At 50.2% G+C, this 25,885-nt stretch carries 22 protein-coding genes; 21 read left to right on the forward strand and 1 reads right to left on the reverse strand.

Going from position 1 to position 25,885, the window contains the following annotated elements; all coding sequences use genetic code 11:
• Nucleotides 1–7: 7 nt before the first annotated feature.
• The 21 genes from RFF05_RS14945 to add all read left to right on the forward strand — a co-directional run bounded on the left by RFF05_RS14945 (nucleotide 8) and on the right by add (nucleotide 23,963).
• Nucleotides 8–1,045, forward strand: coding sequence for a Gfo/Idh/MocA family protein (locus RFF05_RS14945; RefSeq protein WP_409967826.1), 1,038 nt, complete (start codon nucleotides 8–10; stop codon nucleotides 1,043–1,045).
• Nucleotides 1,046–1,147: 102 nt separating this feature from the next.
• On the forward strand, nucleotides 1,148–2,746 hold the full coding sequence (locus RFF05_RS14950) for a TIM barrel protein (protein ID WP_409967827.1): 1,599 nt from the start codon (nucleotides 1,148–1,150) through the stop codon (nucleotides 2,744–2,746).
• A gap of 431 nt (nucleotides 2,747–3,177) precedes the next feature.
• The gene (locus RFF05_RS14955; protein ID WP_409967828.1) at nucleotides 3,178–3,549 is read left to right on the forward strand and encodes a VOC family protein; all 372 of its coding nucleotides are present in this window, start codon (nucleotides 3,178–3,180) and stop codon (nucleotides 3,547–3,549) included.
• Nucleotides 3,550–3,571: 22 nt separating this feature from the next.
• A complete protein-coding gene (gene ilvD, locus RFF05_RS14960) occupies nucleotides 3,572–5,233 on the forward strand; it encodes a dihydroxy-acid dehydratase (protein WP_409967829.1) in 1,662 nt (553 codons plus the stop codon).
• Between the two features lie 9 nt (nucleotides 5,234–5,242).
• Complete coding sequence (locus RFF05_RS14965; protein WP_409967830.1) at nucleotides 5,243–6,265, forward strand: LacI family DNA-binding transcriptional regulator; 1,023 nt, start codon at nucleotides 5,243–5,245, stop codon at nucleotides 6,263–6,265.
• 55 nt (nucleotides 6,266–6,320) lie between these two features.
• Nucleotides 6,321–7,685 (forward strand): NADH:flavin oxidoreductase, encoded by a 1,365-nt coding sequence (locus RFF05_RS14970; RefSeq protein ID WP_409967831.1) that lies wholly within the window; start codon nucleotides 6,321–6,323, stop codon nucleotides 7,683–7,685.
• Between the two features lie 15 nt (nucleotides 7,686–7,700).
• Entirely contained in the window at nucleotides 7,701–8,729 is a 1,029-nt protein-coding gene (locus RFF05_RS14975; protein ID WP_409967832.1) for a zinc-dependent alcohol dehydrogenase, read from the forward strand.
• Nucleotides 8,730–8,749: 20 nt separating this feature from the next.
• Nucleotides 8,750–9,517: a 3-ketoacyl-ACP reductase gene (locus RFF05_RS14980; RefSeq protein WP_409967833.1), complete on the forward strand. Its 768-nt coding sequence runs from the start codon at nucleotides 8,750–8,752 to the stop codon at nucleotides 9,515–9,517.
• Nucleotides 9,518–9,526: 9 nt separating this feature from the next.
• Nucleotides 9,527–11,470: an FAD-binding protein gene (locus RFF05_RS14985; RefSeq protein WP_409967834.1), complete on the forward strand. Its 1,944-nt coding sequence runs from the start codon at nucleotides 9,527–9,529 to the stop codon at nucleotides 11,468–11,470.
• Nucleotides 11,471–11,743: 273 nt separating this feature from the next.
• The gene (locus tag RFF05_RS14990) at nucleotides 11,744–12,307 is read left to right on the forward strand and encodes a glycerol-3-phosphate responsive antiterminator (protein WP_409967835.1); all 564 of its coding nucleotides are present in this window, start codon (nucleotides 11,744–11,746) and stop codon (nucleotides 12,305–12,307) included.
• Nucleotides 12,308–12,445: 138 nt separating this feature from the next.
• Nucleotides 12,446–13,906, forward strand: coding sequence for an NAD(P)/FAD-dependent oxidoreductase (locus tag RFF05_RS14995; protein ID WP_409967836.1), 1,461 nt, complete (start codon nucleotides 12,446–12,448; stop codon nucleotides 13,904–13,906).
• Nucleotides 13,893–15,158 (forward strand): NAD(P)/FAD-dependent oxidoreductase, encoded by a 1,266-nt coding sequence (locus RFF05_RS15000; RefSeq protein WP_409967837.1) that lies wholly within the window; start codon nucleotides 13,893–13,895, stop codon nucleotides 15,156–15,158. The genes RFF05_RS14995 and RFF05_RS15000 overlap by 14 nt, the downstream gene beginning before the upstream one ends.
• Nucleotides 15,155–15,514 carry a DUF1667 domain-containing protein gene (locus RFF05_RS15005; RefSeq protein WP_409967838.1) on the forward strand — a complete coding sequence of 120 codons (360 nt, stop codon included), beginning with the start codon at nucleotides 15,155–15,157 and terminating at the stop codon, nucleotides 15,512–15,514. The genes RFF05_RS15000 and RFF05_RS15005 overlap by 4 nt, the downstream gene beginning before the upstream one ends.
• 37 nt (nucleotides 15,515–15,551) lie before the next feature.
• Nucleotides 15,552–16,253, forward strand: coding sequence for an MgtC/SapB family protein (locus RFF05_RS15010; RefSeq protein WP_409967839.1), 702 nt, complete (start codon nucleotides 15,552–15,554; stop codon nucleotides 16,251–16,253).
• Nucleotides 16,254–16,502: 249 nt separating this feature from the next.
• Entirely contained in the window at nucleotides 16,503–18,038 is a 1,536-nt protein-coding gene (locus tag RFF05_RS15015; RefSeq protein ID WP_409967840.1) for an ABC transporter substrate-binding protein, read from the forward strand.
• A gap of 244 nt (nucleotides 18,039–18,282) precedes the next feature.
• On the forward strand, nucleotides 18,283–19,218 hold the full coding sequence (locus RFF05_RS15020; RefSeq protein ID WP_409967841.1) for an ABC transporter permease: 936 nt from the start codon (nucleotides 18,283–18,285) through the stop codon (nucleotides 19,216–19,218).
• 5 nt (nucleotides 19,219–19,223) lie between these two features.
• On the forward strand, nucleotides 19,224–20,105 hold the full coding sequence (locus RFF05_RS15025; protein WP_409967842.1) for an ABC transporter permease: 882 nt from the start codon (nucleotides 19,224–19,226) through the stop codon (nucleotides 20,103–20,105).
• A gap of 11 nt (nucleotides 20,106–20,116) precedes the next feature.
• On the forward strand, nucleotides 20,117–21,124 hold the full coding sequence (locus RFF05_RS15030) for an ABC transporter ATP-binding protein (protein WP_409967843.1): 1,008 nt from the start codon (nucleotides 20,117–20,119) through the stop codon (nucleotides 21,122–21,124).
• Complete coding sequence (locus tag RFF05_RS15035) at nucleotides 21,121–22,086, forward strand: ABC transporter ATP-binding protein (RefSeq protein WP_409967844.1); 966 nt, start codon at nucleotides 21,121–21,123, stop codon at nucleotides 22,084–22,086. Before RFF05_RS15030 ends, RFF05_RS15035 begins: the two co-directional genes overlap by 4 nt.
• Nucleotides 22,087–22,101: 15 nt before the next feature.
• Entirely contained in the window at nucleotides 22,102–22,821 is a 720-nt protein-coding gene (locus tag RFF05_RS15040; RefSeq protein WP_409967845.1) for a glycerophosphodiester phosphodiesterase, read from the forward strand.
• Between the two features lie 149 nt (nucleotides 22,822–22,970).
• Nucleotides 22,971–23,963 carry an adenosine deaminase gene (gene add / locus RFF05_RS15045; RefSeq protein WP_409967846.1) on the forward strand — a complete coding sequence of 331 codons (993 nt, stop codon included), beginning with the start codon at nucleotides 22,971–22,973 and terminating at the stop codon, nucleotides 23,961–23,963.
• 67 nt (nucleotides 23,964–24,030) lie between these two features.
• On the opposite strand, the gene RFF05_RS15050 is transcribed toward add, so the two are convergent.
• Nucleotides 24,031–25,878, reverse strand: a complete 1,848-nt coding sequence (locus RFF05_RS15050; protein ID WP_409967847.1) for an S-layer homology domain-containing protein — start codon at nucleotides 25,876–25,878, stop codon at nucleotides 24,031–24,033.
• Nucleotides 25,879–25,885 lie beyond the last annotated feature (7 nt).

Genomic DNA, 25,885 nt, shown 5'->3' on the forward strand with positions numbered 1-25,885 from the left:
AATTGAAATGAGTGAAAAACTACGGGTTTGTATTGTAGGGTGTGGTCGTGTGGCGCAAAGCCATGCCGCTGGCGCCCTAGAGTGTGCAGACGTTGAATTGAGTGCCATTGTCAGCCGTAACGATGAAAAGCGTTTGGCCTTCCGTGATGCTTATCAAGTGAGTGTGGATTTTGCAGATTTGGATGAAGCCTTGGCTTCTGATACCTTTGATGCAGTGGATTTGTGTGTGCCGAACCATGTGCACGTGGAATATGCCCTGAAATGCGCCAAGGCTGGCAAGCATATTTTGATTGAAAAGCCTATGGCCAACACCTATGCTGATTGCAAACTGATTTTGGATGCCGCCAAAGAATATGGCGTCACCTTGATGACAGGCCAAAGCCGTCGGTATCATGATGCTGTGCTGCTGTCTAAGAAAATGGCGGATGAAGGTGCCATTGGGGAAGTTATTTCCATCACTGGTAGCCTGCTGGGCTATCTGCCTGCCGCCCCCACCCCTTGGTGGAACAACAATGAAACCGCTGGCGGTTTGATGATCCCCCTGTGGGGCAACCATATTTTTGACTACATTCTCTATATGTTTGGCGAAAGTCCCGAGCGCGTGTATTGCGAATCTTATTCCAACGGTGCTACTTGGGAAGGCGAAGACGAAGCCACCGTGTTGATGGGCTTTAGCAAAGGCCGTTTTGCCACTGTGAGAATGTCTTGGAACACCCGTCTCACCGCTGATGAAGAATGGGAAGGCCAAAGCAAGATGCTCAAATCTTCTGATATTATCTATGAACGTTATATCCAAGGTTCTCAGGGCACATTGAAGTTAAACGATGAGACCATGCTCACCCTCAATGGCGCTGTGAAGTGCGAAGGGGCACAACCCATCGGCAACTTTGCCCTGCAATATAGCGAATTGGCCAACGCCATCAAAGAAGGCAGAGCCCCTCTTACCGACGGTGATGTGGGTGCCGAAAATGTATTGGTGCAAGATGCAGCGCTTTTGAGTGCCAAGGAAAAACGCGTGGTATTCCTCAGCGAGCTGAGAGGTTAAAATTAAGATTTAAAAACGAAAGGTCGTTAGTATTATGTATAAGCTTTGTTTGTCTGGTCAAATGTTTGACGATGCCCCCTGTGGGATCAACTAGAGGCCGCAGTGGCCGCTGGCTATACTGGTGTGGAACTGCGTAGCATTCACATCAATCCCAATACCGATGCTGAGACTGTGGAAGCAGTGAAAGCTTACTGTGCAGAGCACAAGCTGGATATTGTCTCCTTGTCCTGCTTCACTGGCAACTATGGTCTGTTTGATGATGCGCAATGCCAAGACGCATTTGAAGTGCTCAAAGGCTTTGTCCAACTGGCTTGCACTTTGAATTGTAACTTTGTGCGCGTGTGGGCTGCTTGGGAAGAAAGCAAAACCGCCAGCGAAGAAGTTCGTGCAAGAGCTGCTTTGTGGATGCAAAAATCTGCTGATTATGCCGCTGAATACAACAAGTCTTTGGTGATGGAAATGCACCACGGTACCTTGTGTGACACGGCTGATTCTTGCGCAGAGTTGATTGCCCGTATCGACCGTAAAAACGTGGGTCTGATTTTGGATGCCGTGAATCTGTATCAAGTGCCTGTGGCCGATGTGCCTGCTCTGGTGCGTCAACTGGGCTCTAGCATTTTCCATGTCCATGTCAAAGACATTATCCAAATGCCAACCAGTGATTATCCCTATGGCTTTGAATATAACTATTATGCCAAGCACATCGGTCGCTTCACCCCTGTGGTGGCACCCAGTGGCAATCGCACTGAATATTATTGCCACCGCCGCATCAACCAAGGTGGCGTGGACTGGATGTCCATCCTCAACGCCCTCAAAGACATCGGTTATGATGGCTATTTGTCTGTGGAAAGCGTTTGCGAAACCAACAAGCTGATGCCCCAAGGCCGCAAGCTGGCATTTGCCTGCTATAAAGACTTGGTTGGTCTGTTGCAAGACGTGAATTACGATAAAAACTGGCACGTGGTATCTCCCACTGTCAAGGGGATGCACAAGGTGGTTGACCCTGCTTTCCGTGATTGCGAAGTGTCTCACATTTTGCGCTTGAACTTGGATGCTGGCGACGTGTATGAACTGAATTCTGAAGATAAAGAAATGAATGCAGTCATGGTGGCAGGCAGCGCTTCTTTGGAACTGGAAGGCCAAGTCTATGACATGGATAAGCTGGACAGCTACTATGTGCCCGGCAACACCAAGGTGGTCTTCACCGCCAAGGAAGCTTGCTCTGTGTACATTGGTGCCGCCATTTGCGAAGGCTATGGCAAGTCCTTCTTCCGTAAATTTGATTTGTCTATCCCTCTGGGCGAAATTCACCAAATCCATGGTGGTGGCTCTGGGTCTCGTGAAGTGTTCTTCACCTTGAACCCTGAAATGCCTGCTTCTCGTCTGCTGTGCGGTGTGACTTGGTCTAACGACGGCGCATGGACTAGCTGGCCTCCTCACCAACATGAAAAAGACTTGGAAGAAGTGTATTGCTACTTTGACACCAAGCTGGGCGCTCAACTGCCCTATCTGTATTCTGGTGATTTTGAAAACATGGAACTCAACGTGGTCAAAGATGGTCACATGGTGATGGCATCCAGTGGGTATCACCCCACCGTGTCCACCCCCGGTTCTAAGAATATGTATTTCTGGGTGTTGACTGCATTCTCTCACGAGAGCAGACGCTATGACTTGGCTGTCAACGACCCTGCTGTGGACTAACAATCGTATAAAATGTTGCGGCGGTGCATCTGTTGGGGAAATCCTTTCAGCTTACCGCTGGCAAGCGAGCATCATTGTGTGTAAACAAGGCTGTGCAGAAGTGAAGAAAGCGTCACTTTTGCACAGCCTTGTCCATATGTCAACACGGTGGGGCGGAAGGAGAATTGGGGCGTTATGAAAACGACACCATAAATAACGCCCTGAAAAGCCAATGATTTTCAAATAAGGAAATTCTCCTTGCAAATTGCACAAAATAAGGGTCTATTCCTTATATATAAGGGAGAAATGAAGTGGAAAGTATTGACAGCGCATAGGTGTCGTGGTATAAAATACAGTATATAAATCATTGAAGATTTTTATTTTTTTGGTATTTATGAAATCGATTTCATAAATATAGCCGCTGTATTTATAGCGGAGAGGAGGGCGATAAAATGGATGATATTCTGAAAGAATTAGACTTTCAAGTGGGACACGTGGGCGTGAATCTGCAAACAGAGACAGAGGCCAAAGGCTGTGTGGGCACGATGCTCAGTTTGTTCGGCTTGGAAGAAAACAAAGCCAAAGACAGTAAAACTGCTTGCTTTACTGGTCAAGCCATTGAATGGCAAAAAGCAGGTGGCCCCGGCACCCATGGCCACTTTGCCGTAATTACGGCTGATTTGCCAAAAGCCAGAACGTATTTAGAGGCAAAAGGTATTACCTTTAATGAAAATAGCATCAAATATAACCCAGATGGTAGCGTGGCTATTATCTATGCAACAACAGAAATTGGTGGATTCGCGTGGCATTTGCTACAAAAATAAATAGAAAGGGAAGAACATAATTATGATACGTCAATGGAATGAAGAATCTTTAGATCACCGCAACACATTGCTCTACGCAATGGGAATTTCAGAGGAGGATGTGCAACGCCCTATCATTGGCCTTGTCAACTCTTGGAACGAAATGAACCCTGGTCACTTCCCATTTAAAGATGTCATTACTGAAATCAAGGCAGAAATCTATGCCGCTGGTGGCTTGGCTCTGGAATTGCCCATCTCTGGCATTTGCGATGGCATCTGCTCCAACACCCCTGGCGACCGTTATACTTTGCCAGCCCGTGATTTGGTTTCCAGCGAAGTGGAAACTGTGGCAGAACTGAATATGCTCGAAGGCATGGTCATGATGGCCACCTGTGATAAGGTTGTGCCCGGTATGGTCATGGGCGCTCTGCGCGTCAACATCCCCACTGTGATGCTCACTGGTGGCTATATGGCCTCTGGTCACGTAGGTGACAAAATGATTACCCTAACCCACACCAAGCAAGCCTATGCTGCTTATATTGAAGGGCAAATCACCCGCGAAGCCTATAAAGAAATTGTCCGCAATGCCTGCCCCACCCCTGGTGCATGTCCCTTCATGGGCACCGCCAACACCATGTGCGCCATGGCAGAAGTGCTGGGGCTCAGCCCCCACGGCAACGCCTGTGTCCGCAGTCAAACTGACAAGTGGCACGAAATGGCCAAGCAAGCTGGTCGTCAAATCATGGACGCATGGCGTGCAGAACGCAAGCCCATGGACATCATCGGTGAATCCAGCTTTAAAAACGTGGTCAGCTACATGATGGCCACTGGCGGTTCTACCAACAGCCTGCTTCATTTGCCTGCCATTGCCCGTCAAGCCGACTTTGTGGTTACCCCAGAAACCTTTGATGAAATCAGCCGCCAAGTGCCTCTGATTTCCACCATTTACCCCAACCACCCCACCCAAACCATGGAAGATTTTGACGCCGCTGGCGGTCTGCCTGTGGTGCTGGGTGAACTGGCAAAAGGCGGTTTGGTAGACACCGAGGCACAAGGTATGTTTGGCACCATCGGTGAAAAAATCGCCCTGTATGAAAACTTAAACACCGAAGTTGTCCGTCCTATCACCAACCCCATTAACCCCCAAGGTGGCTTGGCTGTGCTCCACGGCAACATCGGCACCGAAAGTGCCATTGTAAAATTCAGCGCTGTGGAAAAAGATGCCTTCCAATTCTCTGGTCCAGCCAAGTGCTACGATTCTCAAGACGATGCTTGGCACGCCATTTTGAAAGATGAAATTGTGGCTGGTGACGTGGTCATCATCCGCTACGAAGGCCCTAAGGGTAGCCCCGGTATGCCTCACATGGAAACCTTTATGGCTGCTGTTTTGGGTAAGGGTCTGGGTTCTGACATCGCTCTGGTGTCTGACGGTCGCTTCTCTGGCGCCACTGGCGGTCTGGCCATTGGTCACGTCAGCCCAGAAGCCTATCAAGGGGGCAATTTGGCCTTCATCCAAGATGGGGACATGATTCACATTGACATCGAAGCACGTTCTTTGACTGTAGATGTGTCTGATGCTGAATTCGAAGCACGTAAAGTGGACTTTAAGCCTGTGGTGAAACCTGCCAGCGGTTGGCTGGGCCTGTATCGCAAATATTGTACCTCTGCCCACAGCGGTGCAACTGTTTACTGGGATAAAGACTGATTTGTCACCATGGTGAATATTAAAACAGTAGCCACCATAGCAGGTGTTTCGCCTAGTACCGTTTCTCGTGTGCTAGGCGGAACCAGCTATGTGAAACAAGAGACAAAAGAAAAGGTGCTCAAGGTCATTCGGGAGACAGGCTATGCCCCAAACGCATTGGCTAAAAGTCTGAAAGAAGGCCGCAGTAACACCATTTGCTTGTTGATGCCCAGCATCCAAAACTTGATTTTCCCCATTATCACCCAAGGTGTGGAAGACACCGCTCGTAAACACGGGTTTTCGGTGATTTTGTGTAATACCAACGAGGATGTGCAGGTAGAAAGCGCATACATCGATAAAATGCGTCAGCGCTGGGTGGATGGATTTATCTTGTGTGAGGTGGCAAAAGATAACACCGAATACGTGGATGCCCTCCATCAAGAGCAGTTCCCATTTGTACTGGTGGCTCGGTTTAACCCACAAGACCAAGGGCAACTAAACATTGTTTCTGTGGATAATTATGGTGCCACCTATCAAGCGGTGAGTCACCTGATAGAAACAGGACATCGCCAGATTGCCATTGCAGTGGGTTCTGAGCAACTGCATTTTTATGAAGAGCGGTTGCGCGGATATCAAGCCGCGCTGACAGACCATGGCATGGAAGTGAATCCAGCGCTGATTTTAAACCAAGGCAGTGGGGATGAAAGCTTTTATGCCCAGACCAAGTGTTTGATGGAAACCCACCCAACGGTGGATGCCATTTTCTGCACCGCTGACCCCAAGGCCTTTGTGGTATTGCGTGCCTTGCATGACATGAAAATACAAGTGCCAACGCAGGTTTCGGTGATGGGGTTTGACAATGTGCCGTTGTCGGCTTTGATGGAGCCACCGCTGTCTACGGTGAGTCAGCCCCTGTATCAAATGGGGGTTTTGGCTGCCACAAATTTGATTAAGCAAATCTTGCATAAAGAAAAAAGTGGCACATTGCCACCCCCTGTTCACGATGTGATGCAGACGGAGATTATCCTGCGCAAATCCACGTGTATCCGTTAAACAGTTGCCACCGATGGGTGTATACAAAATTTAGAATGAAGGAAGTAGGACTACTATGGGCGCTTACGAACAATTTAATTTTAAATCTTTAGATGACTTAAACAATAAAACCAAGGAATTGGGTTATGACATGGTGCTAGACAACGATGTCTCTATTTTGAAGGAAACAGTGAACATCGGCTCTAAGGTTGCACCAAACAAACTGGCTATTTTGCCTATGGAAGGGTGCGACTCCAATCCTGATGGCTCTCCCTCTGAACTGGTGATTCGCCGCTATCATCGTTTTGCCTCCAGTGGCGCTGGTCTGCTGTGGTGGGAAGCTTGCGCCGTCATCGAAGAAGGCCGTGCAAACCCCCTGCAAATGATGATCACCAAAGAAAATGTTGGTCAATTCAAGAAACTGCTAGAAGAAGTCAACGAAATTTCTATGCGTGAAAACGGCATTAAGCCCATCAATATTTTACAATTGACCCACTCTGGCCGTTACAGCAGACCTTATACCCATGCACCCGACGCTCTGATTCCCCAACGTGACGCATTGCTAGATGGCCGCACTGGCATCGTGGACGATAGCCGTATCATCACCGATGAATATCTGGATAACCTGAAGCAATACTACGTCAACAGCGCAAAACTGGCTATGGAAGCTGGCTTTGACGGCGTGGACATGAAGTCTTGCCACAGATATTTGCTCAGCGAATTGCTGGCAGGGTTCAACCGCCCCGGTAAATACGGCGGTAGCTTTGAAAATCGTTCTCGTTTCGCCCGTGAAACCATGACCTTGTTGCGTAGCGAAATGCCCAAGGACTTTATTTTGGCCTCTCGGGTCAGCATGTTTGACGCCCATCCATATCCCTATGGCTTTGGTTGCGACAAGGAAGATATGTGGAAGTTGGATTTGTCTGAACCTAAGAAGCTGGTTAAAATGCTCTGCGACGCTGGTGTGGATTTGCTGTGCGCCTCTGCTGGTAACCCCTATTACATCTATCCCCAAGTCAACCGTCCTTTCGACACCCCCAGCGAAGGCATCCCCACCCCCACTGAGCATCCCATTGACAGCGCCATGCGTCTGTTCTCCTTGACCCGTGCGGCCCAAGAAGTGGCTGGGGATATCCCTGTCATCGGCTGTGCTTATTCATGGTTCCGTGAATATCTTGGCAACGTGGGTGCCCATAGCATCGCCAAGGGCGACTGCCAAATGGTGGGTCTGGGTCGTATGGCTTTTGCATATCCCACCATGCCTCGTTGCATCCTCAATGACAACCAAGTGGACAGCAAAAAGGTGTGCGTCACTTGTTCTCGTTGCACTGTCATTATGCGTAACCACGGCAGAACTGGCTGTGTTATCCGTGACGGCGCTACCTATGCACCTTTGTACGAAGAAGCAGCTGCTGATGCAAAAGCACGCAGTAAACAATAAAAAGGGAGAATGCGTATGTCTGTAGAAAAAGGGTTACGTGGCAGAGTTTACGAACCAGAAAAAGTAGAGTTTTTTGAATTTGACATTCCTGTTTTGAAAGAAGACGAAGTGCTCATCAAGGTAAAATCCAGTGCCATTTGTGGCAGTGATTTGCATATTTTCAAAGGCAAACACCCCTCTGCACCTCTGCCTGTCACCATCGGCCATGAAATGGCTGGTGATGTGGTTCGCTTTGGCGCAGGTGTGACCAATTTGGCAGAAGGCGACCGTGTCACCTTTGAACCTTGCATCGTATGCGGCACTTGTGACGCTTGCTTGCATGGCACCTATGGGTATTGTGAAAACATCAGCTATACCTACCGCAACGGGGAAGGCACCATGGCAAATTATGTGGTGGCCAAGGCTAAATACGTGTATCAATTGCCAGACTATTTAACCTATGACACAGGCTGTTTGGTGGAGCCATTGAGCGTGGCAACCCATGCGGTGAAGCGTGCTAACATTAGAATTGGCGAAACTGTTTTGATCATCGGCGCAGGTGCCATCGGCATGATGGTGGGCGCTATCTGTAGAAAATGCGGTGCCAAAGATGTGATCATTGCCGATTTCTCTGATGAGAGACTGGCTATGGCCAAGGAATTGGGCGCGACCATCACCATCAACTCTGGTAAAATCGACTTGGAAGAAGAAATTGCCAAGTTGACCAAGGGTAAGGGTGTGGATAAGAGCTTTGAATGTGTGGGTCGTGAGTCCACCTTCTTGCAAGCCATGATGACCTTGCGCAGAAATGGTTTGGCCACCATCATCGGCATTTTTGAAAACCCCAATATCACCATTCCTGCCAGCCGCTTTGTCACCCATGAAATCCATGTGCAAGGCGCCCAAGGCTATTGTTGGGACTTTGATGATGCCATTTCCATTGCAAAAGAAATTGACATGGAGAAATTTGTGACCCACAAATATCCCTTGGATCAATTGCAACAAGGCCTTGAAACAGCATTGAACCCCCGCACTGGGAGCATTAAGGTAATCATCAATCCATAATTATAAAAGGAAGGTATCGTATGAAAAAAACAGCCATCATTACTGGCAGTAGCCGTGGCATTGGTTTTGCCATTGCGCGCCAGCTAGGCCTTGACGGGCACAATGTTGTTATTTTTGCAACCACGCCCCAAGAAAACAACCAGAAGAATCTAGACATCTTGACTGCTGACGGCACCACCTTCCATTATGTGCAAGGCAATATTGATTCCTCAGAAGATAGAGTGCGCTTGGTGCGTGAGGCAGTGGAAGCCTTTGGCGGTGTCCATGTGCTGGTGAACAACGCTGGCGTGGCACCTAAAGTCCGTGCTGATTTGCTGGAAATGACCGAGGAAAGTTTTGACCGTGTGATTTCTATCAACACCAAGTCCAATATGTTTTTAACCCAAGAAGTTGCCAAGCAAATGATTACCCAAGAACAAGTGGGGAAAAAGCGGGGCACCATTGTCAATGTTTCCTCTTGCTCGGCAGAGGTCTCTAGCACCTCTCGTGGGGAATATTGCGTGTCTAAGGCTGGGGTTTCCATGTTGACTAAACTCTATGCCGACCGTTTGGCCCAAGAGAATATTTTGGTGCATGAAGTGCGCCCTGGTGTCATTGCCACCGATATGACCAGCGGTGTTTCCAACCGCTATGATGCGTTGATTGCCCAAGGGATTTTCCCCATTGCAAGATGGGGCACACCAGAAGATGTGGCTGGGGTAGTCTCTAGCTTCTGCAGTGACAATTTCCTTTATACCACGGGCAATTATGTAGACGTGGATGGTGGGTTCCACATCAAGCGTCTGTAAGGAGGGGTTATGACACAATCTACCTTTATGGGCGTCACCTTGTACACCTGTAACACGGCGGTGGTTGGTTCAGGTGCCGCTGGGTTTAATGCCGCGGATTCCCTGTTTGTCAAAGGCCAAGAAGATGTGGTGCTGGTCACCGAGCTTCTCAATGCTGGTACCTCTCGGAACACAGGCTCTGACAAGCAAACCTATTATAAATTGACCCTATCTGGGGGCGATGGTGATAGTGTTTTGGAAATGGCAAAAACCTTGTTTGAAGGCCAGTGCATGGATGGGGACAACGCCTTGTGCGAAGCCTCCCAAAGCACCAAATCCTTTTTAAAACTCTCTGAGTTGGGGGTGCCATTCCCCAAAAATCGCTATGGCGAATACATTGGCTATAAAACTGACCACGACCCAAGACGGCGTGCCACCAGCGTGGGGCCTTACACCTCTAAGAAAATGACAGAGTGTTTGGAAAAAGCGGTAAAATCCAAGAATATCCCCATTTTAGACCATATGCAAGTGATTTCTATTTTGACGGATAAGGAACAAGTGTGTGGCTTGCTGTGCTTAAACACAGCCCAAGATGCCCCTAGCAAGTATGCCATCGTGCGTTGCACCAACGTGATTTACGCCACAGGCGGCCCTGCCAGCATCTATGCCAACAGCGTGTATCCTGCCTCTCATTTTGGTGCCACAGGTGTGGCCTTTGCCGCTGGTGTGAAGGGTCAAAACTTGACCGAATGGCAGTACGGCATGGGCTCTTTGGTGCCACGGTGGAACGTATCGGGTACCTATATGCAGGTGTTGCCACGGTTTATTTCCACCAATCAAGATTTGTCAGACGAGAAAGAATTTTTATATGATTTCTTCACTGACGAAAGCGATATGCTCTCAAAGGTGTTTTTGAAAGGCTATCAATGGCCATTTGACGTGCGCAAAATCCAAGATGGTAGCTCTATCATCGATATTTTGGTGTACTGCGAAAGTAGAAAAAATCGCCGTGTGTTCTTAGACTTTAGAGAAAATCCAAAGGGCAAAGAAGTGGATTTTAAAAGCTTAAGCGAAGAAAGCTTCACCTATTTGGACAAAGCTGGCGCTTGCTTTGGCAAGCCCATCGACCGACTGTTGCATATGAATGCCCCAGCTGTGGATTTCTATATGGACAGAGGAGTGAACCTGCGGGAACAACCCTTGGAAATTGCCTTGTGCGCCCAGCATAACAACGGCGGCTTGGCAGTGGATGCGTGGTGGCAGACCAATGTGAAGGGCTTTTTCGCCGTGGGCGAAGTGGCAGGCACCCATGGGGTATATCGTCCCGGTGGGTCAGCCCTGAACTCTGGGCAAGTGGGCTCTAGCCGTGCCGCTGAGTATGTGGCAGCCAATTGCCAAGAGGGTGGCGTGGCAGAGGATGTATTCAACGCCTGCGCCAAGGAGGCATTGACCAAAGCCCAAGCCTTGGAAGCCAGCGCCATGGACGACACCAAAAACACCTATGATGATTACATCAAAGAGGTGACGGGGCTGATGAGCCAATTTGGTGGCTCTATGCGCAATGCCCAAGAAATCGAAAAGCTGATGGGTCATATCCAGCAATTGCTGGTCACCTTCTCTGAGGTTGTCTTTGCCACCAATCCTAAAAAATTGGGCAAAGTGTTCCGCTTGAGAGATATTTTGGTGTGCCAGTATGTGTATCTGTCTGCCATGTTGGACTACATTGCCCAAAGCGGTAAAAGCCGTGGGAGCGCCCTGTATACCAATCCAGAGGGTGTCAAACCTTATGAGCAGTTACCAGATATGTTTACCTTTATTTTGGACGACAATTCCCTGTCTGATCAAATCCAAGAAATTGCATATGACCAAGGGGCTTGCCAGTGCCACTGGCGCACCGTGCGTCCCATCCCCATGGAAGACGATTTCTTTGAAAATGTCTGGCGACAATACCGTGAAAACGGAAACGTGTATTGATAAATACGTTAAAAAAGCACCACCGGTTCAATCTTGAATTGGTGGTGCTTTTTTTTGTGTAAAAATGGTATATATTGGCTAAAAATCAAAATATAACGGAAAATTTACAAATTATAATCCCCTGTTTCCCCTTGACAAAGAAGGGCTTGGCAGATATACTGTCGATAATCAGATAAACAATCGTGAGATTTGAGAGCGAGATGAGATGCACCCCATAGAGGGTGTCATGTTGTCTTGCTTTTTTATTTTTTTATTGGATTAGGAGGTTTTTCCATGAAACATCGCTTGTATCGCAGAATTGAAGACTGTCCTGTCATTGCCGCCGTGAAAGATGACCACGGGCTGACTCGCGCCCTTACCCATGAAGGTGGGGTGATTTTCGTGCTCTACGGAGACTTGATTTCTATCGGTGGCATTGTGGAAAAAATCCATGGCGCTGGGAAAATCGCTGTGGTACACGTGGATTTAATCACGGGCCTTGGCAACAAGGAAGTGGCGGTGGACTTTATCCACAGTGTGAAGGCCGATGGCATTTTAACCACCAAGCCCCAGCTGATTCGTCGGGGCAAAGAACTGGGAATGCTGAGTATTTTGCGGTTTTTTGTCTTTGACTCTATGGCCTTGCAAAACGTGGAAAAATCCACCCAGCAGGCCAAGCCTGACTTAGTTGAAATTCTCCCCGGCATCATGCCAAAGGTCATCAAGCGCATTTCTCAAACCATTCATACCCCCATCATTGTGGGGGGCTTGATTGCAGATAAAGAAGACGTGATGGAGGCCATGAAGGCCAATGCGGTGGCGGCGTCCACCAGCAACGAAGATTTGTGGGATTTATAAGGAATGTAAAGCGTGAACAATCACGCTTTACCATTTGACTTGGGGCTTCGCCTGCGGACAGGCGAGATGCCAAAATCTCCATTCTGTCTGGAGATTTTACAAAGCAATTTGTGCGCTAAGCACAGAATGGAGATTTATATGTATCAATCAATTATCATTGGCGCAGGTGTTTCTGGCAGTGCCATTGCCCGTAGCCTTGCCCGTTATCAAGGGCGTATTTGTGTGGTGGAAGCCATGGAAGATGTGTGCTGTAGCACTTCCAAGGCCAACAGCGCCATTGTCCACGCTGGCTTTGATGCCAAGGAAGGGTCTTTGATGGCGAAGCTGAACGTACAAGGCAGTGAGCAGATGGAACAGCTCTCCAAGGACTTAGACTTTCACTATCACCGCAATGGCTCTTTGGTGGCCTGTATGGATGAGGCGGATTTGCCAAATCTAATGGCTTTGCGCCAACGGGGTATTACCAATGGGGTGAAAGGGTTGGAGATTTTAACCCGAGAGCAAGCCTTGGCTTTGGAACCGAATTTGTCAGACGCTGTGGTGGCGGCATTATCAGCCCCCACTGGCGCCATTGTCTGCCCCTTTGGCATGAACCTTGCCTTTGCCGAGCACGCCCACCTCAATGGGGTGGACTTTCGCTTCAACACCAAAGTGATGGGCTTCACCCAAACCCAAGAGGGGTGGATTGTCCACACCAACCAAGGAGATTTGGAAACCCAAACGGTGGTCAATGCCGCTGGTGTCTATGCTGACGACTTGCACTACATGGTCAGCAAAACGCCTCTGCATATCACCCCCCGTCGTGGGGAATATTTGCTGCTTGATAAGTCGGTTGGCAACCATGTGAGCCACACGGTGTTCCAATTGCCCAGTAAGCTGGGCAAAGGGGTTTTGGTGACGCCGACTGTTCACGGCAATTTGCTGGTGGGACCTACGGCGGAGGACATTGCCGACAAAGAAGGCACCAATACCTCTGGCGTTGGCTTGGCGCATTTGGTGACAAAAGGGGGCGTGAGCGTGAAAAACCTACCCTTGCGCCAAGTGATTACCTCTTTTGCAGGTCTGCGTGCCCATGAGGATACTCATGAATTTTCCATTGGGGAATTGGCCGATGCCAAGGGCTTTTTCGACTGCGCTGGCATTGAATCCCCCGGTTTGTCTGCCGCGCCTGCCATTGGTGACTATGTGGCAAAGCTGGTGGCACAGGCATATGATTTAGTAGAAAAGCAAGACTATATCCCCACCCGTAAAGCCCCAGTTGAGCCTGCCACCATGACCATGGAACAGCGTCAAGCGTTGATTGCTGCCCAGCCTGCCTATGGGCAAATTGTGTGCCGCTGTGAGTTGATTTCCGAAGGGGAAATCCGTGCCGCCATTGCCGCGCCTTTGGGTGCGCGAAATGTAGACGGTGTCAAGCGCCGTGTCCGCGCTGGCTCAGGCCGTTGCCAAGGGGGCTTTTGCGCTCCACGGGTGATGGAATTGATTGCCCAAGAGCTGGGGATTCCCATGGAAGCTGTTACCAAAAATGGTGGCAATTCTCGATATATCGTGGGCTATAACAAAGACGCATTTGAAGGAGAGAACCATGAAACACATTGATTTGGTGATTGTAGGGGGTGGCCCTGCTGGGTTAGCCGCCGCCATTGCCGCCCGTGAGGCAGGGTGTGAGAACCTGCTGGTCATTGAGCGTGAGCGTGTACTGGGTGGGATTTTGAACCAATGTATCCACAATGGCTTTGGGCTCCACACCTTCAAAGAAGAGCTTACTGGCCCTGAATATGCCCAGCGGTTTATCGACAAGGCAGTGGCCTTAGATATTTCTGTGATGACCGATTCCATGGTGCTGTCCATCACCGACAAGCGTGTGGTGACCGTGGTCAACAGCCAAGAAGGGCTATTTGAAATTCAAGCAGGTGCCATTGTGCTGGCCATGGGTTGTCGGGAGCGTAGCCGTGGCGCGCTGAACATCCCTGGTCACCGCCCAGCTGGGGTCTATGCCGCTGGCACTGCCCAACGTTTGGTGAATATGGAAGGGTATTTGCCCGGTCGCAATGTGGTGATCTTAGGCTCTGGTGACATCGGCTTAATCATGGCACGGCGCATGACCTTGGAAGGGGCCAAAGTCCACGTTGTGGCAGAGTTGATGCCCTTTTCTGGGGGCTTGAAGCGGAACATTGTCCAGTGTTTAGATGATTTTGGAATTCCATTGGAATTGTCCACCACCGTGGTGGATATTCACGGCAAAGACCGCCTCACTGGAGTGACCTTGGCCAAGGTGGACGACAAAATGCGCCCCATTGCTGGCACAGAGATGTATTACCAATGCGATACCCTGCTGTTATCTGTAGGCTTGGTGCCTGAAAATGAGCTGTCACTGGGGGCTGGGATTGCCTTGAGCCCTGTCCACAACGGCCCCATTGTCACAGACCAATTGGCCACCAATGTGGCGGGGATTTTCGCCTGTGGCAATGTGCTCCATGTCCACGATTTGGTGGACTTTGTGTCCCAAGAGGCCGCCCAAGCTGGCCAGCACGCCGTGGCCTATTTACAAGGGGCTGTGGCAGGGGAGACCACCGTGCCACTGGTGGCAAAAGGGGGCGTGCGCTATACAGTGCCAGCCACCATTTGCCCCCAAACCATGACAGAGGACGTCACCGTCCGCTTCCGTGTGGGACAGGTGTATCAAAAGGCCGCCATTGCCGTGTATGCTGGGGAGCGACTGCTTTCTCGGCGTAAAAAAAAGATTATGACCCCGGGTGAAATGGAAGAAGTGGTGCTGAAAAAGGCAGACTTGCAAGGTGCCACCGCCGTCACCATCACCATTGAACAAGAAAAGGAGGGCACGGCATGAACACCGTTCCATTGACCTGTATTGGTTGCCCCATGGGCTGTATGTTAGAAGTGAGCGTAGCAGAGGGGCAAGCAGTTGCCGTAGCTGGCAATCTGTGCGGTCGGGGTAAGCGCTATGCGCAAGAGGAAATTGCTTGCCCAGCACGCACCTTGACCACCACCGTCCATGTCTCGGGGGCAAAGCGGAAAACGGTGGCGGTGAAAACCAATCAAACCGTGCCCAAAGACGCCATCTTCGCCTGCGTTGCCGCCTTGAAAGATGTCACCGTGGAAGCACCCATTCAAATAGGGCAGGTTCTGGTGGCGGATTTGGCAGGCACAGGGGTAGATTTGGTAGCCGCTGGCGCCATTGTATAAACCCTGCCCAATATACATATGATAGGGAGGGTATTTGATGGATTTTTCTCTTTTGATGGACTATTTGCGGGCGTTTAATACTGGCTCTACCATGCTTCGGTTGGTGTTAGCACTGATTTTTGGGGGTTTGATTGGGTTGGAGCGAGAAGGCACCACCCGTAGCGCTGGTTTGCGCACCAATTCCTTGGTGTGTATTGGAGCCACACTGGTGATGCTCACAGGCAATTACATCCAAGTCACGTTTATGTCCACCGCTGATGTGGCGCGTTTGGGGGCGCAGGTGGTCAGTGGCATTGGCTTTTTGGGAGCTGGCACCATTATGGTCTCTGGCAAGCATAAGGTCATTGGCTTGACCACGGCGGCGGCTTTGTGGATTTGTAGCGTCATTGGTTTGGCGTTGGGCATTGGGTTTTATGAAGGCGCCATTGCCTGTTGGATTTTATCCCTGACCACCTTGAAGGTACTCAAGGTTTTAGACAAGAAATATCGGGACAAATGCCACTTTGTGGACTTATATGTAGAGCTCAAAGACCCATGGAAGCTGACCAATATCACCGAATATTTCAAAGACAATGGCATCGCCATTGTCTCCCTCACCTCCACCCAGCCCAAGCTGACCACCAGCGCTATTGGGGTGAATTTGGTGGTGAAGGTGCATCGCGATCAGAGTGCGGATTCCATTTTGCGTTCTCTAGTGCATGATGAAGATATTGCGTTTGCCCACAAAGTGTATGTATAAGCAAATCACAAGTTTTACACAAGTTTAATAAAAAACAACCAATCTGCTGTTGACAAATAGACATTCCTGTGGCAAAATAACGATATTCGCAGGTGAAATGCCCAGCGATGATGAATATTGGACGACTTGAGTAAATGAGAAAGTTGGAACTGTCTGTGCGAACAGGCTTGTTTCGACTTTCTATTTTCGCTTTTTTGGAGCAAAATCCAAAAAAATCCAATATTTAAAAAACGAAAAGGAAGTATTCTCATGAAAAAATTGCTAGCAGCCCTGTTATCCGTGGCGATGATGGCATCTTTGGTAGCTTGTAGCGCCAGTGAATCCACCGCCACCACCGAAAGCACCGTCTCTGGCATCCAAGACACTTTGACCATTGGTATTGCCTCTGACATCAACAACCTGAATCCTCTGGCTCAAAATGACCAAATCAACAACAACTGTCTGGCTCTGACCCACCAAACCTTGGTGTTCCTCACCAACGACACCAATGAGCACGTGGCCAACATTGCCCAAAGCTGGGAATGGGTCAGCGACAATGAATTGGTGTTCCACTTGGTGGAAAATGCAACCTTTAGCGACGGCACACCTCTGACCGCAGAAGACGTGGTCTTCACTTACGAAATGGCCATCGACCCCAGCCAATCCAGCGTGTCTGGCTCTTTGGGTCTGGTGGAAGCTGTCAGCGTGGTGGACGCATATACCGTGTCCTTCCAAACCACCAGCTATTCTAACGAAATTCTGTCTGTTATGGCAGGCTACCCCACCTCCATCCAATCCAAGGCTGCGTATGAAAGCGGCATGGAAAGTCCTTGGCTCATCGGCTCTGGCCGCTATGTGTTTGAGGAATGGAAAGAAGGCCAATATGTGTCTTTCCAACTGAATGAAAACTTCTGGGGCGATGAACCCGGTGTGGCACAACAAATCATCTTTAAGCCCTATTTGGAATCCTCTGCCCGTGTGGCGGCATTACAAAGCGGCGAAATCGACGTGTGCATCGATCCCCCCATCAACGAACTGAGCTTCTTGGAAGACGACGCAAACGTCACCGTGGAAACCCGTAGCGGCACCCGTTTGTTCTACTTTGGTTTCAACACCGAAGCAGAACCCTTCGACAATGAAACCCTGCGCCAAGCTGTGGCTTGCGCCATCAACCGTGACCAAATTGTCCAAGTGATTCTCTCTGGCTACGGTCAAACCCAAACCACCATCGTCAACCGTGGCGTGTGGAGCTTCTATGATGACATGGAAGGCTTTGACTACGACGTGGAACGCGCCAAAGAACTGCTGGCAGAAGCTGGCTACGCTGAAGGGGAACTGACTGTGGAACTGTATGCTTCCAACGGGAGCCCCTACAAGGAAATCGCACCCATGATTCAAGAATACCTGCGTCAAATCGGCATCACTGTCAACATCGTCTCCTTGGACGAAGCGACATTCAAGGCGGATGCCCAAGCTGGCGCACATCAAATGTTCTTGTGGCGTTGGAACGTCATTGACCGTCTGGACGAAATCTACACTGATTTGTTCCGCACTGACTCTGCATCCAACTATCACCACTTCTCCGACGAATACGTGGACGCAATGGCCACCGCTGTTCTCACTGAAAAGGACAAAGACACCCGTGAACAACTGAGCATCGAGCTCCAAGAATATCTGGTAGAAGCTTGCCCTCAAGTGCCCTTGTACGTGGCTGATTTGGTCATCGCCTACAATAACGGCCTCCAAGGCACCTACCTCTTCGGCGGCGGCAACCACAACTGGTCCACCGCTTATGTGGAAAACTAAGGAAGTTTTCTGAAAATAGCAATCTCTAAACGAGGCGACCCTATGAGCAATCGCAATGGCGCATACTATAAAGCGTGTACCACTGTTAGCCCATAGGGTCGTCTTGGTTTGTTTCCGGCACCACTTGCCCAACGGGCGACCACAGGTCGCCCCTACACAAAGCCTCGTAGGGGCGACCTGTGGTCGCCCGTCCCTCACTTTACAAGCGGTGTATCCGATTACCGCAGAACAGGAGAGTAAGCGTATGCTCCGTTATATTGTCAAGCGTATTATTTTTACTATACCAGCACTCTTAATCACATCATTTCTTATTTTCTGGGCAATGAATCTGGCTGGAGGTGACCCAGTGTACACCATTTTGCCAGAAAATGCAACGGTGGCTCAACAAGAGGCACTTCGAGAAGAAATGGGTCTCAACGACCCCTTGCTGGTGCAATATGCTCGTTATATGGGCGGTCTTGTCACTGGCGATATGGGCACATCCTATGTCACTGGCAACGACGTGTTTGTCACCTTTATGAATCGACTACCCATGACACTGGCGCTGGGGGGCTTTGCGTTGCTCATCGCTGTGGTCATTTCAGTCCCATTGGGGATTTATACCGCTTTGCGGCAAAACACATGGAAAGATACTGGCGGCATGATTTTCGCCTTGTTCGGTGTCTCCATGCCAAACTTTTGGCTGGGTCTGATGCTGATGCTGCTGTTTGCGGTCAAGCTGAAATGGCTTCCTTCTGGGGGCACGGGCGGATTTTCTTATTTAATTTTGCCTGCCCTTACTGTGGGTTTGGGCTTAGCGGCCCTCATCACCCGCACCACCCGTTCTGCCATGCTGGACGTGATTCGCCAAGATTACATGACCACTGCTAAGGCCAAAGGTGCCTCTCGCAACCGTGTGGTCTATGTCCATGGTCTGCGCAATGCCATGATCCCCATCATCACTGCTGTGGGGATGCAGTTTAGCTTGGTGATGACTGGTTCTGCGCTGGCAGAAACCGTGTTCTCTTGGCCGGGGATTGGTCGCTTGGTGTTTGAATCTATCTCCAAGCGTGACATTCCTATGGTCACTGGCTCTATCATTTTGTGTTGCGTGCTGATGTCGACTATCAACTTGGGTGTGGACTTGATTTATGCCTTCTTTGACCCTCGTATCAAAGCCCAATACGCCAAGAAAGGATGATAACCATGACAAAACAAGTAACAGGGGAACAAACCTACAAAGGTCGCTCCATGGCACAAGAAACATGGCGTCGATTGCTGAAAAATCACGGCGCTGTAGTGGGTATGGTGTTTTTAATCGCACTCTTTTTGGTGGCATTGATGGCTGGCGTGATTTATGATTACGAAACTGATATCATCTCCATGGGTACGGCCATGTCCCAGTCTCCTAGCTGGGAGCATCCCTTTGGTACCGATAACTTAGGCCGTGATATTTTGGCCCGTATTGTCTATGGCGCGCGGTATTCTCTGCTCATTGGCATGGGTTCGGTGACCCTAGGGCTGTGCATGGGCGTGGTCACAGGGTCTATGGCTGGATTTTACGGCGGTGCCGTTGACCAAGTGGTGATGCGCGCCAATGACATTCTCTATTCCATTCCCAATATCATGCTGGCTGTGGTCATCGTGTCGATGATGGGCACTGGGGTTTCTAGTTTGCTGGTGGCGCTGTCGATTAGTTCGGCCACCGCCTTTGCCAAAATTACCCGTGCGGCGGTGATGAGCATCCGTGGGCAAGAGTTTATCGAGTCTGCCTATGCGCTGGGTTTGCCCACTTGGAAGATTATTGCCAAGCACGTGATTCCCAACTGCATGAGCCCCATCATTGTGCAAGTGACCCTTGCCATTGGCTCTAACATCATTGCAGCCTCTTCTTTGAGCTTTTTGGGTGTGGGCATCGATACGCCTAAACCTGAATGGGGCACTATGCTGGCTGACGGGCGGAATTTTATCCGCAGTGAGCCATGGATGTGTATTTTCCCTGGCCTTGCCATTATGTTCACCGTGCTGGCGCTGAACTTGCTGGGCGACGGTCTGCGTGATGCCTTAGACCCCAAATTAAAAAAGTAAGGAGACGGTTTATGTTAGAACAACAAAGCACCCCCTTGTTGGAAATTCAAGACTTGGTTGTGCATTTTGAAACAGAAGATGGCTGTGTCCAAGCTGTCAACGGTTTGAGCTTTACCTTAGGCCGAGAGAAAACACTCGGATTGGTGGGGGAGACTGGCGCTGGCAAAACCACCACCGCTATGTCGATTTTAAACCTGATTCCCAACCCACCCGGGAAAATCAAAAGCGGCAAGATTTTTGTGGATGGTCACAACGTGTTAGAAATGACAGACGCTGAGCTGCAAACCATGCGTGGCAACGACGTGGCCATGATTTTCCAAGACCCGATGACGGCGCTAAACCCTGTGCTGACCATTGGGGAACAAATCGCTGAAAGTATTCGCTTGCACCAAAATGTCAACAAGGTGCAGGCTATGGAACAGGCGCAAGAAATGTTGAAATTGGTGGGGATCGCCCCCAGTCGTGCCTTTGACTACCCCCATCAATTTTCTGGCGGTATGCGCCAGCGTGTGGTCATTGCCATTGCGTTGGCCTGTAGCCCCAAACTGCTGATTGCCGACGAACCCACCACCGCTTTGGATGTGACCATTCAGGCACAGGTGCTGGATTTGATGCAAGATTTGATTGTCAAATCCCAGATGTCCATGTTGCTCATCACCCATGATTTAGGCGTTGTGGCTGAGGTGTGCGACGATGTGGCGGTGATGTATGCAGGGCGCATTGTGGAGATTGGTTCCACGGAGGAAGTGTTCAACCACACTCTCCACCCTTACACAGAAGGGCTGTTTGACTCGCTGCCCAACTTGAAAGAGCAAGGGGAGGACTTGGTGCCCATTCAAGGGATGATGCCTGACCCCATGGACTTGCCCAGTGGCTGTGCCTTTGCCCCACGCTGTCCTTATGCAGTGGATGTGTGCCATGAATCTGTGCCTTCTTTGACCAATAGGGGTGGCACCCACGCTGTGGCCTGTCACGGATATCAGCAAGACCCCAATTTTACCCTTAGGAGGAACAGATGATGGACAAAAAGCCTATGCTGGAGATTCAAAACCTCACCAAATATTTTCAAACACCTAAGGGAATGCTCCACGCTGTAGACGGGGTTAGCTTTCAAATTGAAGAGGGCAGAACCCTTGGCATCGTGGGAGAGTCTGGTTGTGGTAAGTCCACAATTGGACGGACGATTTTGAAGTTATTGCCTTCCACTGGCGGAAAAATCCTGTTCCAAGGCCAAGATATCACCCATTTTAGCCCCAGTAAAATGCGGAATCTGCGCACCGATATGCAGATTATCTTCCAAGATCCATTCTCCTCTCTTGACCCACGGCAAAATGTGATGAGCTTGATTTCTGAGCCCATTCGGGAGCACAAACTGCTGAAAACCAACGCAGAAATCGAAGCACGCACCTTGGAGTTGATGGACATTGTGGGGCTGTCTCGTCGCTTTGTCAATACCTATCCCCATGAATTAGATGGCGGTCGCCGTCAGCGCATTGGCATTGCTCGCGCCTTGGCTGTGAACCCCAAGTTGATTATTTGCGACGAGCCTGTGTCGGCGTTGGATGTGTCCATCCAAGCCCAAATTTTGAACCTCCTCAAGCAACTTCAACGAGATATGGGGCTGACCTATGTGTTCATCACCCATGACTTGTCTGTGGTGAAGTATTTTGCCGATGACATCGCCGTGATGTATCTGGGGCAGATGGTGGAAAAAGCACCTGCCAAAGAGATTTTTGCAAACCCTATGCACCCGTATACCCAAGCATTGCTCTCTGCCATTCCTCTGCCCATCGTGGGCAAGGATAAGCCACCGCGCAAGCTACTCCGTGGGGAAATCACCTCCCCAGTGAACCTGCCTGACCAGTGCCGCTTTGCCAAGCGTTGCGATCAATGCGTGGCAAGCTGTGAAGCAAATCCCAACCCACCATTGGTGGAGGTGCGCGACGGTCATTTTGTGGCTTGCCATTTGGTGCAAGGCTAAGGAAGGACGGCAACCATGACCTTAAACTTTGCCCACCGTGGCTTTAGTGGCCGCTATCCTGAGAACACCATGCTGGCCTTTGAAAAAGCGTTGGACGCTGGGGCAGATGGCATCGAGCTAGATGTGCACCTGTCCAAAGATGGCATCCCTGTGATTATCCACGATGAAACGGTGAATCGCACCACCAACGGCACAGGTCGCGTCTGTGATTTGACGGCGGTAGAGCTGTCTGCCCTAGACGCAAACGCTGGCTTTCAAGGCCAGTATGCACCTTGCCCTGTGCCCACCTTGGAGCAGTATTTCAAGTGGGTGGTCAACACCGCGCTTATCACCAACATCGAGCTGAAAACCAATATCTTGGCTTATGACGGCTTGGAGCAGTTGGTATGGGATTTGATTGTGAAATATCAGCTGGAAGAGCGCATACTTGTCTCTAGCTTTAACCACTACAGTGTCCAGCGGATGAAGGCCATTGCCCCTTTGTTACCCTGTGGCTTGCTGACAGAAAGCTGGCTTGTAAACGCTGGCGACTATGTGCAAGCACTGGGGATGGACACCTATCATCCCATCCATGGCAATGTGAATGAGCAGTTGATGGAAGAGTTGGCAGGGGTTGGTGTTTACACCTTCACCGTCAACGAACCAGAAACGGTGAAACGGTTGGCAAAGCTAGGGGTGGCTGGTATCATTGGCAATTTCCCTGATATGACAGGCCGTGTGTTGGCGGCCTTATAAGAGATAGCGCCCTTAGATTGTCAGAGATGGCAATCTAAGGGCGTTTTTTGCGGTAAAGACAGGCACGATTGCACTTTTTTCGCGCCTGTGCTACAATGGGCATATAAAACGTTAGCGAAACAAGTGAACTTGAAGGAGGCGTTTACCCGATGACAACCAAAGAACTCCTGCAACAGCCCAAGCTTGATTTACACTGCCATTTAGATGGCTCCTTCCCACCCGCCCTCATTCATAAACTGGTGAACCAAACCAGTCCCCAATCCCTAGAGGCGGTGACCCAAAAACTGCAAGTGCCAGAGAACTGCCAAAACTTGGGGGAGTATTTGCAATGCTTTGACTTGCCCATCGCCTGTATGCAAACCCCACAAGCGGTTGAAGCAGGGGCCTATCAATTTGTCCAGTCGCTGCAAGCCGAGCATATCATCTATGCAGAAGTGCGCTTTGCCCCTGTGCTGTTTGCAAATAGAGATTTTACAGAGGAACAGGCGCTAGAGTGCGCTTTGGCTGGTCTGCGCCGTGGGCAAGAAGAGTTTGCTATCCCAGTGAACACCATTGTCTGCGCCCTGCGACATTTTAGCCACGAGGAAAATGCCAAAACCTTCCGCATAGCCAAAGACTATCAGGCCTACGGGGTTTGCGCGGTGGATTTGGCAGGTAATGAAGCCGCCTTCCCCACGGCAGAGTTTGCCCCATTGTTCGCCTTGGCGAACGCGCTGGAGCTGCCCTTTACCATTCATGCTGGGGAGTGCAAAAGCGCCCAAAGCATCCGAGATGCCATGGCCTTTGGCGCCAAGCGCATCGGTCACGGCATTGCCATGGCTGGAGATTTGGAGTTGCAAGCCCACTGCGTGGCGCAGGGCATCGGGGTTGAGATGTGCCCCATTAGCAATTATCAAACCAAGGCCGTGGAACCAGACCAGCCATATCCATTGGCAGAATTTTTGCAAGCTGGCATCTGTGCCACCGTGAACACCGACAACCGCACCGTGAGCGATACCTCCCTGAGTAAAGAATTTTCATTTTTGCAAGACCGATTTGGTTTTACGCCAGAGGATTTGCGTAAGGTCACCAACAATGCCATCACCTGCGCCTTTGCCAGTGATGATGTGAAGCAATCACTGTGGAAGCAGGTCAATGGATAAATAAGAACCAACGAAAAAGCTGTGCAAATGTGGTTTCCCACATTTGCACAGCTTTTTTTGCCTCGCTTTATTTTGCGGTGGCGATGATGATACGGATTTGACCGCCGGCAGGATAGCCGAAGTTGTCGTACCAGCCAACTAGCTTGTAGTCGTCGGTGTCGTCCACAGAAGAAAGGCTCACCAAGGTGTAGGTGTCGTCAATCTTCATATACACGTCCACGTCGTCTGCCACATCGTATTGGGTGGAACCCACCAAAGCAGAGCTGGTAGTGGCGCTAGACAAGGTGACGTTGGTCAGTTGCTTAAAGCCGTCCAACTCGCCGTCATCATAGGTGATGGAGATACCGCCGTTGGAGATGGTGGCATACATACTGCCGTTCAAGTTGATGGTTTTGGTGACGCCGTCTTCCACGTATTGATAACTGGCGCTGACGCTGTTGAGGCCTGTGCCACTGGACGATACGTTGGTGTCGGCGCTAATCATGTACCCATAGGGAGAGGCATCGCCAGTGGCGTTTTTCAAAATCAGGTGAGAAATGTCGCCTGCGCTATTGAGCACATAGCTACGAACATTGGCGGAGTTTAAGGTGACCCCTGCAATGCGGTCGGTATCGATTTCCACAGCATTGCCATCGTCATCGGTGTCCATGATTTGGATGTTACTTGCAAAGTCATAATCCCCCAGAGCAGTACCGCTGGAGTTGACCTTGCCGCTGATGCTCTTGCTAGACATGGAGGAAATGGTGGTGCCAGAGCTGGAGGTTTGGATAGACACCACAGCGCCAGTGGAGTAAGTCTTGGTGCCCGTGACAGAGAAGGTGTAGGTGTAGCCATCGGTGCAGGTGACGCTGACATAGGTTTTCACTTCTGTATCGTCAGAGGACAGAGATTGGGTGTAAGACTGTACCACGCCGTAGTACATACCGTCTTGTGCTTCTGCTACGTCTGCCACGCCGCCGTCTAAGCCTAAGAGCAAGGTGACGGTGTCTCCTTCTTCTGTACCGCTCAAATAGGACAGTTTGGTAATGGCGGTGGAGGTAGAGAGGCTATAGGTGATGCCAGAAACGGTGACAGAGGTGGGAGACAGGGCGTTGGGAGAGATGGTATCGATGGTGCCAGAGACAGCCTTGGTGTAAATCCAGACGGATTTGGCATTGGCATTGTAATAGTACACATCGTTGATATCCATCACAGCGGAGGAAGTTAAGGTGCCGTTGTTATAGACACTGGTGGGGGTGAAGCCCAAGCTAGAGGTGGATGTCCACACGTAAGGGCCAGACAGGTTTTCAGACATCAAGGAGGGGTAGTCCACTTCGCCATTGATGGTGGGGCAATCGATGGTGTCGCCATAGTAAGTGCCGTTGCCCAGGTTTACTTCCAATAGGTTATACAGCATTTGCGCCACATTGGCAGTGGTCATAGACCCACCAGAGACAGGACTCAGCTCATTCATCAAGCCGATTTGGGTGGCTTGGGAGAACTGGGCATAGGGGTAAGCGCCAGTGAGAGAGCTGGGGCTATAACCCAGCAGGGTCAGCACCGCCATGGTGCCTTGTTCCCAAGTGATGGCGGTGTCAGGGCGGAAGCTCCCATCGGTGTAACCAGACAGGTAGCCAGCTTCCACTGCCAGTTTAATATAGGCAGAGGCCCAGTAATCGCTTTTCACGTCGGAGTAAAGGGAGTAGCCAGTGCCGTAATCGGTGATGTTGTCCCGTTGGTCAGACACCAACATAATCATCTTGGCGAACTGGGCACGGGTGACGGTGGAGGTCCAGTTGGTGCCGTCCACCACCCCAAGGGCTTGCATAGACAGCGCCACGTTGTCATTGGAGAAGGTGGCGGCCTGTGCAGGTGCAATCAAAAGAGAGCACCCAATGGCCACAGCCATTAACAGGGATAAAAGTCGTTTTTTCATAGTTGTT

The sequence above is a fragment of the Bengtsoniella intestinalis genome (genome assembly GCF_039719005.1).
Lineage (GTDB): Bacteria > Bacillota > Clostridia > Oscillospirales > Oscillospiraceae > Oscillibacter > Oscillibacter intestinalis.